At 74.5% G+C, this 14,271-nt stretch carries 14 protein-coding genes; 3 read left to right on the plus strand and 11 right to left on the minus strand.

The genetic code is table 11. The features are described from left to right. Positions 1-11: 11 nt before the first annotated feature. Positions 12-887 carry a 3-methyl-2-oxobutanoate hydroxymethyltransferase gene (gene panB / locus ACGF15_RS23355; protein WP_345610036.1) on the minus strand — a complete coding sequence of 292 codons (876 nt, stop codon included), beginning with the start codon at positions 885-887 and terminating at the stop codon, positions 12-14. A gap of 370 nt (positions 888-1,257) precedes the next feature. Between panB and ACGF15_RS23360 the strand changes: the two genes are divergently transcribed. Then, entirely contained in the window at positions 1,258-2,286 is a 1,029-nt protein-coding gene (locus ACGF15_RS23360; RefSeq protein WP_360650502.1) for an endonuclease/exonuclease/phosphatase family protein, read from the plus strand. Between the two features lie 37 nt (positions 2,287-2,323). Here ACGF15_RS23360 and ACGF15_RS23365 read toward each other — a convergent pair whose 3' ends face one another. From ACGF15_RS23365 to ACGF15_RS23385, 5 genes are all read right to left on the minus strand, one after another. Beyond that, complete coding sequence (locus ACGF15_RS23365; protein ID WP_392801630.1) at positions 2,324-4,084, minus strand: NAD+ synthase; 1,761 nt, start codon at positions 4,082-4,084, stop codon at positions 2,324-2,326. Between the two features lie 163 nt (positions 4,085-4,247). After that, on the minus strand, positions 4,248-4,676 hold the full coding sequence (locus ACGF15_RS23370; RefSeq protein ID WP_256523784.1) for a CBS domain-containing protein: 429 nt from the start codon (positions 4,674-4,676) through the stop codon (positions 4,248-4,250). 346 nt (positions 4,677-5,022) lie between these two features. Beyond that, complete coding sequence (locus tag ACGF15_RS23375) at positions 5,023-5,670, minus strand: DUF305 domain-containing protein (protein WP_345610029.1); 648 nt, start codon at positions 5,668-5,670, stop codon at positions 5,023-5,025. Between the two features lie 5 nt (positions 5,671-5,675). Beyond that, on the minus strand, positions 5,676-6,323 hold the full coding sequence (locus ACGF15_RS23380; protein ID WP_345610027.1) for a DUF3105 domain-containing protein: 648 nt from the start codon (positions 6,321-6,323) through the stop codon (positions 5,676-5,678). 68 nt (positions 6,324-6,391) lie between these two features. After that, complete coding sequence (locus ACGF15_RS23385) at positions 6,392-6,730, minus strand: hypothetical protein (protein ID WP_362615746.1); 339 nt, start codon at positions 6,728-6,730, stop codon at positions 6,392-6,394. A 374-nt stretch (positions 6,731-7,104) separates the two neighbouring features. Here ACGF15_RS23385 and ACGF15_RS23390 point away from each other — a divergent pair, with 374 nt between their 5' ends. Then, on the plus strand, positions 7,105-8,466 hold the full coding sequence (locus ACGF15_RS23390; protein ID WP_345610023.1) for a glutamine synthetase family protein: 1,362 nt from the start codon (positions 7,105-7,107) through the stop codon (positions 8,464-8,466). 247 nt (positions 8,467-8,713) lie between these two features. Here the strand turns inward: ACGF15_RS23390 and ACGF15_RS23395 are convergent, their stop codons facing one another. Further along, positions 8,714-9,013 carry a hypothetical protein gene (locus tag ACGF15_RS23395; protein WP_256523778.1) on the minus strand — a complete coding sequence of 100 codons (300 nt, stop codon included), beginning with the start codon at positions 9,011-9,013 and terminating at the stop codon, positions 8,714-8,716. 430 nt (positions 9,014-9,443) lie between these two features. Here ACGF15_RS23395 and ACGF15_RS23400 point away from each other — a divergent pair, with 430 nt between their 5' ends. After that, positions 9,444-9,626, plus strand: coding sequence for an antitoxin (locus ACGF15_RS23400; RefSeq protein WP_345610011.1), 183 nt, complete (start codon positions 9,444-9,446; stop codon positions 9,624-9,626). Between the two features lie 73 nt (positions 9,627-9,699). On the opposite strand, the gene ACGF15_RS23405 is transcribed toward ACGF15_RS23400, so the two are convergent. The 4 genes from ACGF15_RS23405 to ACGF15_RS23420 form a co-directional block, all read right to left on the minus strand. After that, entirely contained in the window at positions 9,700-10,242 is a 543-nt protein-coding gene (locus tag ACGF15_RS23405) for a GNAT family protein (protein WP_362615710.1), read from the minus strand. Between the two features lie 40 nt (positions 10,243-10,282). Further along, positions 10,283-11,008 (minus strand): class I SAM-dependent methyltransferase, encoded by a 726-nt coding sequence (locus ACGF15_RS23410; protein WP_362615712.1) that lies wholly within the window; start codon positions 11,006-11,008, stop codon positions 10,283-10,285. A 362-nt stretch (positions 11,009-11,370) separates the two neighbouring features. Next, positions 11,371-11,802 (minus strand): VOC family protein, encoded by a 432-nt coding sequence (locus tag ACGF15_RS23415; RefSeq protein WP_345610007.1) that lies wholly within the window; start codon positions 11,800-11,802, stop codon positions 11,371-11,373. Between the two features lie 183 nt (positions 11,803-11,985). Continuing rightward, on the minus strand, positions 11,986-14,175 hold the full coding sequence (locus tag ACGF15_RS23420; RefSeq protein ID WP_345610005.1) for a PIG-L family deacetylase: 2,190 nt from the start codon (positions 14,173-14,175) through the stop codon (positions 11,986-11,988). Between the last annotated feature and the right edge of the window lie 96 nt (positions 14,176-14,271).

The following is a 14,271-nucleotide window of genomic DNA, read 5'->3' on the forward strand; positions in this document are numbered from 1 at the left end:
TGCCGCGGTGGTCAGTGGAAGGTGTGCTCCTCGGCGGGGAAGGCCCCGCCGGCGACGTCCTCGGCGAAGGACCGGGCCGCGTCGCCCAGCGACCGCCGCAGGTCCGCGTACTGCTTGGTGAACCGGGGCACCTTGCCGCCGGTCAGGCCTGCCATGTCCGTCCACACCAGGACCTGCGCGTCGGTCTCCGCGCCCGCGCCGATGCCGATGGTCGGGATGTGCAGCGAACGGGTCACCTCGGCCGCCACCTCCGCGGGCACCAGCTCCAGCACGACGGCGAAGGCGCCCGCGTCCTGGGCGGCCTTGGCATCGCGCAGCAGCCGGTGGGCCGCCTCGTCGCCGCGGCCCTGCACCCGGTAGCCCATGGTGTTCACCGACTGCGGCGTCAGCCCCAGGTGGGAGACGACGGGGATGCCCGACTCGACGATGAGCCGCGTCTGCTCCAGCGACCGCTCACCGCCCTCCAGCTTCACCGCGCCCACACCGGCCTCCTTGACCAGCCGGGTCGCGTTGCGCAGGGCCTGCACCGGCCCCTCCTGGTACGAGCCGAACGGCAGGTCGCCGACGACCAGGGCGCGGCGGGTGCCGCGGACCACGGCGGCCGACAGCAGCGTCATCTCGTCCATCGTGACGGGCACCGTCGTGTCGTAGCCGAGGTGGCAGTTGCCCATCGAGTCCCCGACGAGGATCACGGGGATGCCCGCCTCGTCGAAGACCGACGCCGTCATGGCGTCGTAGGCGGTGAGCATCGGCCACTTCTCACCGCGCTCCTTGGCGGCCGTGATGTCGTGGACCGTGATGCGGCGGGACTGCGTGCCTCCGTACAGCGCCTTGCTGCTGTCGGACGGGCGGCCCGCGCCCTGATTCTGCGCAGACTGAAGCGTCATGTCTTTCCGGCTCCTCATGTCATCTCGAGGCGCCCTGACGGCGTCCCCGGATCCCCTCCATGGTGGCACCTCGTGCCGCCGAGGGGGAAGGGGGCGGGCCCCCGGGGCGGCGGAACCCGGCCCCCGTACCCGCCCGCGCCGAACCCCCGCACCCGCCCGCGCCGAATATGAGCGTTCTGTCACAGCCTTCCCACCTGGGCGGACACCAGGAACCCCGCCCCGGTGCCGACCGTCATCGCTCGTGTACGGCCGCTCCCGGACGGTGGGGCGGCGGGGGTTCATCGCCTAGGGTGCGCAGGGTTCGGATCTTCCCGGACCCGGGCGCGGGGGCAGCGGGACCGGTGTGACGGAAAGGCAGTGAGGACACTCCATGGCGCAGGCGGAGACGGCGGAGACGGCCAACGGCGCGGAGGGCCCCCGACCGTCGGGCGGCGCCCGCCTGCGGGCCCTGCTACGCGGCCGGCCGGGAGACCGGGACATCTGGCGGCGCGGGATCCTCCTCGCCGCCGCGGCCGTGCTCCTCGCCCTGGTGATGGTCCTCCACGCCCGGATCCCCAACCGCGTCGGCAACCTGGGCAGCCTGGTGGAGACCTTCCTGCCCTGGTTCGGCCTGCTCGTGCCCCTGATCCTGCTGGGCGCGCTGCTGCGCCGCTCGGCCACCGCCCTGGTGGCGCTGCTGCTGCCGCTGGTCGTCTGGCTGAACCTGTTCGGCGGGCTGCTGACCGGGAAGTCCGCGGCGGACGGCGGTGACCTGACCGTCGCCACCCACAACGTCAACGCCGGCAACCCCGACCCGGCCGGCACCGCCCGCGAGGTGGCCGCCTCCGGCGCCGACGTCCTCGCCCTCCAGGAGCTGCCCGCCGGGCAGGTGGCGGTCTACGAGGAGGCACTGGCCGCCACCTACCCGTACCACGCGGTCGAGGGCACCGTCGGACTGTGGAGCAGGTACCCGCTGTCCGGGCAGGCGCCGGTGGACATCGGGCTCGGCTGGGTGCGCGCCATGCGCGCCACCGTCACCGCCCCGGGCGGAGCGGTCGAGGTGTACGTGGCCCACCTGCCCTCGGTGCGGGTCAAGCTGAACGCCGGCTTCACCGCCGGGCAGCGCGACGCCAGCGCGGACGCCCTGGGCGAGGCGATCGCCCGCGCCCGCCACGACCGGGTGGTGCTGCTCGGCGACCTCAACGGCACCATGAACGACCGCGCGCTCAACGCCGTCACCTCGCAGATGCGCTCCACGCAGGGTGCTGCCGGGGACGGCATGGGCTTCACCTGGCCCGCCGCCTTCCCGATGGCCCGCATCGACCAGATCATGGTCCGCGGGATGGAGCCCGTGGCCTCCTGGTCGCTGCCGCGCACCGACAGCGACCACCTGCCGATCGCGGCCCGGGTCAGCTTCTGAGCGGGCGCCCGCCCGGGGCGGGCGCCCCGGGCGCCGGTCAGCCGCGCGTGGTCTCCCGCCAGCGGTTGGTGATCGGCAGGCGCCGGTCCTTGCCGAAGCCCTTGGCGGAGATCTTGGTGCCCGGCGGGTACTGGCGCCGCTTGTACTCGGCCGTGTCCACCATCCGCAGCGTCCTGGCCACCAGCTCCTCGTCGAAGCCGGCCGCCACGATCGCGTCCTTGCCCTGGTCCCGGTCCACGTACAGCTCCAGGATCCGGTCCAGCACCTCGTAGTGGGGCAGGGAGTCGGTGTCCACCTGGCCCGGGCGCAGCTCCGCGCTCGGCGGCTTGGTGATGGACGCCTCCGGGATCGGCGGGGTCTGCCCGCGCTCCTCGGCGGACCGGTTGCGCCACCGGGCGAGCCGGAAGACGGTCGTCTTGTAGACGTCCTTGATCGGCCCGTAGGCGCCGACCGAGTCCCCGTACAGCGTCGAGTAGCCCACGGCCAGCTCCGACTTGTTGCCCGGCGCGAGGACGATGTGGCCCTCCTGGTTGGAGAGCGCCATCAGCAGGGTGCCGCGCAGCCGGGACTGGAGGTTCTCCTCCGCCAGGCCGCTGAGCCCCAGCGCCCCCATGTACGCGTCGAACATCGGCTCGATCGGTACGGTGCGGAAGTGCAGCCCGGTGCGCCGGGCCAGCTCGGCGGCGTCGCCCTTGGAGTGCTCGGAGCTGTACTTCGACGGCATCGAGACGCCGTACACGTTCTCCGCGCCGAGCGCGTCGCAGGCGATCGCGGCGACGAGCGCGGAGTCGATGCCCCCGGACAGCCCGATCAGCACCGAGCGGAAGCCGTTCTTGGCCACGTAGGCGCGCAGGCCGACCACGAGCGCGGTGTAGACCTCCTCGTCGTCGTCCATCCGCTCCGCGTACCCGCCCGAGGGCTCGGCCTCGTAGGGCTGCAGGGGCTCCTCGGAGAGGACCACCCGCTCGACGCGGAGCCCGTCGTCCACCACCCCGGTCACCGGGTCGGCCGCGGCGGCGGGCAGGTCCAGGTCGAGCACCACGCAGCCCTCGGCGAACTGCGGAGCCCGCGCCACGACCTCGCCGTCCGGGCCGACCACGATCGAGTCGCCGTCGAAGACGAGCTCGTCCTGGCCGCCGGTCATCGCGAGGTAGGCGGTGGTGCACCCGGCCTCCTGGGCCCGCTTGCGCACCAGCTCCAGGCGGGTGTCGTCCTTCTCCCGCTCGTAGGGGGAGGCGTTGACCGACAGCAGCAGACCGGCTCCCGCGCTGCGGGCGGCGGGCACCCGGCCGCCGTCCTGCCAGAGGTCCTCGCAGATGGCGAGCGCCACGTCCACCCCGTGCACCCGCACCACGGGCAGGGTGTCGCCCGGCACGAAGTAGCGGAACTCGTCGAAGACGCCGTAGTTCGGCAGGTGGTGCTTGGCGAAGGTCAGCCGCACCTCGCCGCCGTACAGCACCGCGGCCGCGTTGCGCGGTGCGCCGGCGGGCTGCCCGAACCGGGGCTGCGCCTCCTCCGACCGGTCGAGGTAGCCGACGACCACGGGGAGCCCGCCGAAGCCCTCGTCCGCGAGCCGGACGGCCAGCGCCCGCAGTGCGGAACGGGAGGCGTCGACGAAGGAGGACCGCAGGGCGAGGTCCTCGACGGGGTAGCCGGTCAGCACCATCTCGGGGAACGCGACGAGGTGCGCTCCGCGTTCGGCGGCGTGCCGGGTCCAGTGCAGGACCGACTCGGCGTTGCCGGCGAGGTCGCCGACGGTGGAGTCGATCTGGTTCAGGGCGAGGCGAAGTTGAGGCACGGCCCCAGTGTAATCGTCGTTCTGACGCGATACCCCCCGGAGTGGGGCGGATCACGTGCCGGGCGCCGGTCCGCCGGTGCGGGCCTCCGGTGGGCGCCCCGGCGCCCCCGCCGCTCGGCTCGCACCGGGGCGGGGGCGCCGGGAGGGGTGCCGCGGCGGCCGGTCAGCGCGGCCCGCTGGCCGCGTAGACCCGCTCCGCCCAGGCGGCGATCTCCGGCTCGCTCAGGTGCTGGGCGAGGTCGGCCTCGCTGATCATGCCGACCATCCGCTTGTTCTCGATCACCGGCAGGCGCCGGATCTGGTGGTCCTGCATCTCCCGGAGCACGTCGCCGACGTCGGCGCTCGCCTCGATCCAGCGGGGCGTGCCCTGGGCCATCTCGCCCGCCGTCACCCGGGACGGGTCGTGCCCCATGGCTACGCAGCCGACGACGATGTCCCGGTCGGTGAGGATCCCGCACAGCCGTTCCTGGCTGTCCGCGATGGGCAGTGCGCCCACGTTCAGCTCGCGCATCAGCTGTGCGGCGCGGTCGATGGTCTCGTGCGCGGGGATCCACTGGGCCCCGGGGTGCATGATGTCCTTCGCCGTGGTCATGGGCCGGCCTCCTGGAAGTCGGGTGCCTGGATACGGTCTGCCCCCGAGCCACCCCATATTCTGCGCGCGCCGCGCGGCACCCGCGACCGGGCGCCGCGCCCGCTGGCCTGACGGCCCCCCGCGCCCCGGCCCGGCCCGGCAGGCTTCTGCGCGCCCCCGGCCCGGCCACGGCTCCCGGGCGCCCCGGCCCGCCGCGGAGGGCACCGCGGGCCATCAGTCCCTGAGCCCGCCCGGCGGGGTGCCCGCCGGGCGGGCTCGACGGCGGCCGGGCCGCGCGCTCCCGCCCCGTGCCGCCGCCCGGGCCGGACGGCGGCACGGGGCCGGGGCGCCGGAGCGCGCCGCGGGCTCAGACCAGCGGCTGGGCGCCGCGTGCCCGGAGCATGTCGACCATCAGCTCCACCTCGGAGCGCTGGCCCAGGACCATGGTCCGCGCCAGGTTCCGCTCCACGGTCACCTCGCAGCGCTCCACACACCCCTCGGCCATGGCCACGCCGCCGTTGTGGTGGTTGATCATCAGCTGGAGGAAGCGGACCTCGGCCTCCTTGCCGCTGAGCCCGCCCAGCTCCCGCAGCTCGGCCTTGGTCGCCATGCCGGGCATCAGGCGGCCCTCCTCGGCGGCCGCGCCGTGCCCGCCGTGACCGGAGCCGCCGGCCCCGCGCATCCAGGCCATCGGCTCGGCGCCCGCCTCGATCTTCGGCAGGCCCCACAGGTCCAGCCAGCCCAGCATCATCCCGCGCTGGTTGGCCTGGGTGTTGGCGATGTCGTACGCGAGGCGCCGCACCTCCTCGTCGTCGGTGCGCTCCCGCACGATGAACGACATCTCCACGGCCTGCTGGTGGTGGACGGACATGTCCCGGGCGAACCCGGCCTCGGCCGAGGCCGCGTCGGGCGTGCCCTCCGCGGGTGCCCCGCCGGCGGAGGCCACGGTGGCGGCGCCCGCGAACAGCAGCGCCAGGACGACCGCCGCGACGGCGGCCCAGTGGGTGCGTGTCATGGCCGTCACTTCCCGCTCAGCCCGCCCGTGCAGGCGGCGCCCGGCTCGGGCGTCTGCGGGCCCTGGAGGTACTTGGTGAAGAACTGGTCCACCCGCGGGTCGTCGGCCGAGTCGACCGTCACCTGCTTGCCCCAGGCGCTCAGCATGATCGCGCCCTTCTGGTCCGCGTACGGGCTCATCAGCGAGAAGGGGGTCTTCTCCACCTTCGCGGCGAGCTTCTTCACCTCGCCCGCGCCGGCGGCCTCGGTGTAGGTGACCCACACGGCGCCGTGCTCCAGCGAGTGGACGGCGTTCACCTCGGGGATCTCCTCGGTGTAGACGTCTCCGTCGCAGTTCATCCACACCGGGTTGTGGTCGCCGCCGACCGGGGGCCGCATCTCGTAGGAGACCGGCGTCTGGACGTGGTTGCGGCCGAGTTCCTGTGCGTCCCAGGTCTGCTCGCCCTTCACCGGGGCCTTGGCCGCGGCCTCCTTCTCCTCCTTCTCCTGCGACTCCTTGTTCAGGACGTAGCCGCCGAAGCCCACCAGGGCGGCGACCACGACCGCGCTGATACCGACGGTCAGGAAGCGGTTGCGGCGTTCACGCGCCTGCTCGGCCCGGCGCATCTGCTCTATGCGGGCCCGGCGGTCGTTGCTCGACGTGTGCGAAGACATGGTGGATCGTCCTTCGTGAGTGGGGGTTCTGCGGGGTGGTGGTGCGTGACGCGCGGCGTGCGGGCCGTCTACGCCCGCAGCACCTGAAGGACGTGCAGATCCGGGGCACGGGGCAGGGCCCCGGCCCGCCGCGGCCCGCCGGTGGAGGCGGCCGGGGCGGTGAAGGGGGGCTCGGCGGCCGCCTGGAGCGGGGCGTCGAGCGGCGGGGCGGTCAGCACGGCGGGGTTCATCGCCGGCTTCAGTCCGCAGTCCCCGCGGCCGAAGGGGCAGGTGAAGGTCGCCGTGTGACCGTGGTCCCGATCGGCGGCGGTGGACACGGCGGGCCCTGCGGCCCCCCGGTCGTGCGCCACCGGTGCCGGCCCCGCGGGGCCGAGGCAGAGGAAGAGCGCGCCGAGGAGCGTCACCACGGAGCTCAGCAGAGCCGTGGGACGCGTGCCGCGCCGGACGCGGTGACTCCGCGGACCCCTCATGGCCGAGATCGTAGCCGCGGGTGGGCGGGGCGGGTCCAGACGGGGGAGGGAATCCCGCCGCCCCGCCTCCGGGACAAGCGGCGCGAACCCCCGCAAGGGGGCCGCGCGCCGCGGGGCCGGGGCCCGGCGTCCCGGCAGGGGAGGCCGCCGCCCTTCCGCGGCGGGGCCGGGAGCCCCCTCGGGGTCGTCTCCCGGTGCCCTCTGACACACAATGGGCTCAGCCGCGGTGCGCAACGCGCCTGAAACCCGGGGATGGCATCCTCGGGGGCGGCAGCACGCGGCGGACCGGCAACGATGGGTGGAATTCTCCAATGGACAAGCAGCAGGAGTTCGTGCTCCGCACGCTCGAAGAGCGCGACATCCGCTTCGTGCGCTTGTGGTTCACCGATGTGCTCGGTTTCCTGAAGTCCGTCGCCGTCGCCCCCGCCGAGCTGGAGCAGGCTTTCGACGAGGGCATCGGCTTCGACGGATCGGCGATCGAGGGCTTCGCGCGCGTATACGAGTCGGACATGATCGCCAAGCCCGATCCGGGGACCTTCCAGATCCTGCCGTGGCGTGCCGAGGCCCCGGGTACGGCCAGGATGTTCTGCGACATCCTGATGCCCGACGGCTCCCCGTCCTTCGCCGACCCCCGGTTCGTGCTGAAGCGGGCCCTCGCCAAGACCTCCGACCTGGGCTTCACCTTCTACACCCACCCGGAGATCGAGTTCTTCCTGCTCAAGGACAAGCCGGTGGACGGCAGCCGGCCCACACCCGCCGACAACTCCGGCTACTTCGACCACACCCCCCAGAACGTCGGCATGGACTTCCGCCGCCAGGCGATCACGATGCTGGAGTCCATGGGCATCTCCGTCGAGTTCAGCCACCACGAAGGGGCCCCGGGCCAGCAGGAGATCGACCTCCGCTACGCCGACGCCCTGTCGACGGCCGACAACATCATGACCTTCCGCCTGGTCATGAAGCAGGTGGCGCTGGAGCAGGGCGTGCAGGCCACCTTCATGCCCAAGCCCTTCTCCGACTACCCCGGCTCGGGGATGCACACCCACCTCTCGCTCTTCGAGGGCGACCGCAACGCCTTCTACGAGTCGGGCTCCGAGTACCAGCTCTCCAAGGTCGGCCGTTCCTTCATCGCCGGGCTGCTGCGGCACGCCGCGGAGATCTCGGCGGTGACCAACCAGTGGGTCAACTCCTACAAGCGCATCTGGGGCGGCTCCACGCGCAGTGCCGGGGCGGGCGGCGAGGCCCCCTCCTACATCTGCTGGGGCCACAACAACCGCTCCGCACTGATCCGGGTGCCCATGTACAAGCCGGGCAAGACGGGCTCGGCCCGCATCGAGGTCCGCTCGCTGGACTCCGGCTGCAACCCGTACCTCTCGTACGCGGTCCTGCTCGCCGCCGGCCTCAAGGGCGTCGAGGAGGGCTACGAACTCCCCGCGGGCGCCGACGACGACGTCTGGGCCCTCTCCGACTCCGAGCGCCGCGCCATGGGCATCACCCCGCTCCCGCAGAACCTGGGCGAGGCCATCGACCTCATGGAGCGCAGCGAGCTGGTGGCGGAGACGCTGGGGGAGCACGTCTTCGACTTCTTCCTCCGCAACAAGAAGCAGGAGTGGGAGGAGTACCGCTCCGAGGTCACCGCCTTCGAGCTGCGCAAGTCCCTGCCGGTGCTGTAAGCGCAGGTCAGAGCGCTTCCCGCTGACGCGGCGGACGGGGCCGACGGTCATCGACCGCCGGCCCCGGCCCGTCCCGCTCCCCCCCGTCCCGCTCCCCCCCGTCCCGTCCCGCTCGCCCCGGCCCGACCGCGTCCGGGCCGTCGCGGGGCACGGCCCGGGGCCGGTGGCCGTGCGGGCGGTGCCCGAAGGCCCCCGGGTGGGGCGTCCCGGCTGCAACGGGACGCCCCACCCGGGTCGGCCGCCGCGGTCAGATGGTGGCGGCCAGCCAGCCGACCGTCTCGGTGGTGTGCTTGCCGTCGCTCTTGACGCTGCCGGCGTTGACCTCGTTCAGGCGGATGAGGAACCCCGTGGGGGTGACGTCGTGGACGCGGATGCCCGGCGTCTCCGGTCCGTTGAAGGTCTGGGTCAGCGGCAGCACCACGACCTGGGAGCCCTGCGGGAACGGCGTCGGGAACGTGACCCGCGTGAAGGTCGAGGTGTTCCCGCCCACGGTCTCCACGGCGTCGCCGGAGTTGAGGTCGATCCTGCCGGTCTGGATCAGGCTCATGGCCCGTCCTTCCTGTTCGTTCGAGGTTCTCCGCCCCGTCCGTAGGGGCGGTCGACAGGACTCTGATCACCTCCGGGTCGGTTCATGCCGGGCGACTACCAACGAGTGAACAGATTCCGGACATCTCGTCTCCGGTGGCAGGTCCGCCGGGGGCCTGCCCGGGAGGCACCCGTGCTCCGGGGCGGGCCGCCGCCGCACGCGGCCCCCGGCCCGGCCCCCGGCCGCCGTCCCCGCAGGGCGGCCCCCAGGAGGCCGCGGGAGGAGCTTGGCCGGTTCCGATCGCCCCGAAGCGGGCCCAGGGCCCACAGGGCACTCCGCCGGCCCCGGCCCCGGGCCGCTCCGTCCGCGCCCCCGGGCCCTGGGGATGCGGTCCGGGCGCGGTGCACCGACCCTGGAGAGACGTCGACATCCGCGTCGAGGAGGAACATCCATGTCCATGATGGACAAGCTCAAGAGCATGCTCAAAGGGCACGAGGACCAGGCCGGCCAGGGCGTCGACAGAGCCGGCGACACGGTCGACAAGAAGACCCAGGGCTCGTACGAGGGCCAGGTCGACACGGCCCAGGACCGTATGAAGGACCAGTTCGGCCGCGGGGAGCAGCCGCCGAAGTGACACCCGGCCCGCGGGGCCCGGGCCCGGGAGCCACCCCGGCCCGGGCCCCGCGGCGCGCCGTCCCCGGCGGCGCCTACGTCCGCGCGTCCGGCTCCCACTCCTGTGCGAGCAGTCCGAGCAGCACCTCGTCCAGGAACTCGCCCAGCACCCACGCCGAGGAGCGCAGCACGCCCTCGCGGACGAAGCCGTTGCGCTCCGCGGCGCGCAGCATCGCGAGGTTGTCCGACAGCGTCTCCAACTGCAGCCGCCGCAGGCCGCGCACGACGAAGCCGTAGTGGCACAGCACCGCCACCGCGTCCGAGCCGTAGCCCCTGCCGCGGGAGGCGGGCAGCAGGCTCAGCCCGAGGTGCGCGGACCGGTTGTGGTCGTCGATCCCCCACAGCGTCGCGGTGCCGACCAGGGTGCCGCCCTCCAGCTCCACCACGGAGAAGGGGACGTGCCCTTCCTCCGTGCCGTCCACCGCGAGCCGCGGGTCCTTCGCCCCGGGCGGGACCGGCCGCCACGGTCCGCTCCCGGCACGCGAGGCGGTGACCACGTCGTCGTAGAGTTCGGCCCGCAGGACCGGGATGTCGTCCTCGTGCCGGGCCCTGAGCCCGACCGTGCTGCCCCGTAGCATGCGAGCTTCCTATCCGACCGGAGCGGACGGCGGCAAAGCATTATCGGGCGGCGGCCCGCCCCGGTGCCGCCGAGGCGGGCGGCCTGCGGAACAGCGCCGTCCAGAGGAAGGGGTGGCCGAAGACCGCCGAGTCCTCGGGCTCCTCGCGCATCCGCCGCAGCCCGACCTCCTCCAGGTCCCGGAAGACGTGGCGCAACTCCTCCGCGGTGTAGGCGAGTCCGCCGCCCAGGCCGCCCTCCCGGTACAGCTCCCCGTCCGGCAGCTCGGACCCCATGCCCCCGGAGGCGAAGCAGGTCAGCGAGAAGAGGCCGCCGGGTGCCAGCTGCCGCTCCAGCAGCGCCAGGTAGCCGATGCGGCGGTGCGGAGGCAGATGGTGGAAGCAGCCGGAGTCGTGGATCAGCCGGTAGGGGCCGTCCAACTCCTCGGTGAACACGTCGCCGTGGAGGAAGCGCACCCGCGCGCCCGCCTCCCGGGCCCGCTCCCGGCCCCAGGCGATCGCCGCGGCCGACAGGTCCACCGCGTCCACGACGTACCCGGCCGCCGCCAGGCGGATCGCGTTGCGGCCCGGGCCGCAGCCCAGGTCCAGCGCACGGGAGCCGGGAGGCACGGCCTCCCCGTCGAGCAGGGCGGCCAGGTTCTCGTCCGGCTTGGAGACGAAGAACGGCACGGGCCGGGAGCGGTCGGCGTAGAAGCCGTCCCACCAGTCCGCGCCGTCAGTGCTCCAGCGGTCCGCCCCGGGCGCGAACAGCCCGTCCAGCAGCTCCATCACGTCCTCGACGGTGCGGATGCCGCGGCGCGTCGCGTCCTGCTCCACGGGAGCCTCCCCCTGTTCCCGGGGCCCGTCGGACGCCCGGGTGGCGACCGCTCGGACCGATGCTGCGAACCCTATGCCGAGCGGCGGTGAAAGGGCAGGTCAAGGGGTGTTTGCCGAGGCTCTGCGGGCCGGTGTGGGCGCTTCTCGCGCCCCGGCCGGGGCCCGGACCTCCGGGGGCCGGTCCCCGGCCGCCGCACCCCCCGGCAGGGCCCGGCACGGGCCGTGGGAGCGGTGCGGGGGAGCCGGATGTCCGGTGTGGGGCCGCCGGGCGGGGCCGGAACGTCTCCGGCGGGGGTATCCGCCGGCGACGGGGTTCAGCGCTCGGAGAGCGGGGAGGGCGCCTCCTGGACGCACCAGGAGTTGCCGTCGGGGTCCCTGAAGAACAGGAAGGAGTTCCACTCCTCGCCCGGCCCGTCCTCCCAGCCCCGCGCGCCGACGTGCTGGACCGGTGTGACGGGGACGCCGCGTTCCGCGAGCGCCGCGTGCGCCGCGGCGATGTCGGTCACGCACAGCTGGAGCGCGTGGAGCGACCCGGGTGCCATCGCGGGCTGCTCCGGGTGGTTCGGCATCCCGCTCATCAGGACGACCGAGCACCGCGAACCCGGCGGGGTGAGCTGGACGATCCGCATGCCGGGAGCGACCTCCTGGTCGAGGTCGACACGGAAGCCCACCGCCTCCGCGTAGAAGGTCTTCGCCCGGTCCACGTCCGTCACGGGCACCTGGGCGACTTCGAGGGTCAGGTCCACGGGGATTCCTCTCGGGTGCTGGGGGACGGCCGCCCTTTGCTCGGTGCGGCCGTGCACGGGCCCGGGGCCGCCGGACACCGCGCCCCCGGCTTACCAGCGCGCCGCCGCGGGCGGGGCGGAAACACGCCGGTCCGCCGGACGGGGCTCCCCTGCCGCCCGCTCCCGGGCCCGAGGGACCGCGGCTCAGCCCGCCGGCGTCCAGCCGCCGTCGGGACCCGGCCGCAGCCAGTACAGCCGCCCGTCCTGCCCGAGGGCCCCCATTCCCGTCTCGGCGCCCGCCGGCGCCCCGACGAGCAGCGGACCGTCCGCGGTGGTCCATGTCCCCGCGCCGCCCGCGGACCGCCCTTGCGTGCCCGTCCCTCCGGCGCCCGCCGCGTAGGTGCCCGGCACGCCCGATCCCGAACGGACCGCGAGGACGCCGCCGGAGGGGGCCGCACCGACCGGGCCGAACCCGGCGATGTTCCCGAGTTCGGTCACCGGCGAGGCGACCGGCCCCGAGAAGTGCGCGCTGCGCACCGCGCCGGACGCCGGTTTGCGGAAGAACAGCCGCACCCCGTCCCCGTCCGGCACCGCGTTGAGCGCCAGCGTCGTGGCCGGCAGCCCGGTGGCGGCGGGCCCGGTCAGCGGGGCCCCCGGCGCGGACTGGGTCCAGGCCACGACGGACACCGGCGTTCCGGCGAAGACGTACCGGCGGCCCGCGGCGTCCGAGGCCACCACCGGGTCCCCGTGCAGGTCCGTGCCGCCGAGCTCGCGCCACGGGCTCCAGCCGCCGTCCGCGCGCTGCTCCGCGGAGCTGAGGGTGGAGCCGCTGGTGCGCAGGTAGACCGTCACCCGGCCCTGCGCGTCGACCGCGGCCGCGGGCGCGCTGATGTCGGACAGCCCGGTGGCGTCGTCCCGTTCGGGCGTCCCCAGCGAGCGCCAGTCGCCGAAGGCGCTGTCGTCCGGGGTGCGCTGCACCGCCGTGACCACGTCGCGCCGGTACTCCTCCGGCTTCGCGCCGAGCGTGGTGCGGACGGCGAACACCGCGATCCGGCCGTCCGGGAGCCGCACCGAGCCGACCCCGCTGTCCAGGCCGCCCCCGGGCTGGAGTTCGGGGCCGCGCCAGGTGCCGCCGGGCTCCCGGTGCCAGACGGCGAGGCGGGTGTCGAGCACGGAGAAGGCCCACAGCCCCCCGTCGGGGGCGGGCTGCACCCAGGAGGTCGACTCGCCCCGGGTGTAGCGGACGGACTCCGTCCAGCCGCGGCCGCCGGGCCGCGCGGCCACCTTCCGGTCGCCGCAGCCCGCCTCCGAGCCGCAGTAGTTCTCGGTGTCCATCCACGCGTAGGTGTGCATGGTGTGCAGCTTGGCCTCGGCCGCCTCGGGCGAGAGGGTGGACGGCAGCCCGCTGGTGGAGTAGCCCAGGTAGTTCTGGACGCTGAAGGCCGGGCGGTCCGGCGTGTGCGCGTACCGGGCGATGCCCGCCTGCGCGAACCGCGCGCCGTAGGCGTGGTCCTGGTGGTCGGTGAGATTGCCGGTCTCCGGCGAACGGCCCGGGGTCGGGTCCAGCATGCGCACATGGGTCGGTGCGAACCGCTTCAGCAGCCCGGCCACCGTGTCCACGACCTGCTCCCGGTCGTAGGCGAAGTCCCGCTTCACGGGGGAGTGGGAGGCCAGCTGGGAGGGGAGCCGGGTGGTCCGGTTGTCCCACAGCCCGCGCAGGCTGACCGGGCGGTCGCCCTGGCTCGCACCCGCCTCCCGCAGCTGCACCCACACCAGGGAGATCTCCGGCCGTCCGGCGAGGACGTTCAGCTCGGCCGTCGCGCCGCCGGCCGTGGGTATCGCGGTCCGGCGCCAGGGGCTGGTGCGGTCGCCCGTCGCCATCTCCGCGTACGCGGCCCGTATGCCGTTCTGCCGCGCCTCCGCATAGCGCGCCTTGTCCGCGGAGGGGGCGGTGTCGGGCGCGAAGGGGCCGCTGCTCGCGGCGTTCACCCCGTCGGCCTCGCCCGCGGTGAGGTAGACGGAGGTGAGGCGGGAGCCGGAGGCGAGGGACTGGCGGGTGTCGGGGTTCATGAAGAACAGGTCGTCGTCCGGATGGGAGACGATCTGCACCACCGACACCGTGCCGTCCGCCGCCAGCGGCGTGGGCAGCGAGGTCGCGGGCACCGCCCAGGGCGCCCCGGAGCCGTTCGGCGCGGAGCCGTCGGAGGCCCCGGGCCCGTCGTCCGCACCGGCGGCGAAGAAGCCGCCGACTGCGGCCACCGCCGCCAGCGGGGCGATCAGCAGAGCGGCCAGCCGGCCGCGGCGGTGCGGAGAGGGGCGGCGGTGCGCGGACCTGCGCATGGGGGTGGTGCCTCCGGTGTTCACATGGGTCAGGGCGCGGTCGGCACACTGCACGGCCGGGCCCCGCACCCATGGGTGCGGGGCCCGGCCGTGCAGTGTGCCCCCCACGCGACGGCGCGGCCCCGCCGGGGCCCCCGGGGGGCCCCCCCG

Origin of the sequence: Streptomyces sp. NPDC048001, assembly GCF_043203115.1 — a bacterium.
Lineage (GTDB): Bacteria > Actinomycetota > Actinomycetes > Streptomycetales > Streptomycetaceae > Streptomyces > Streptomyces sanyensis.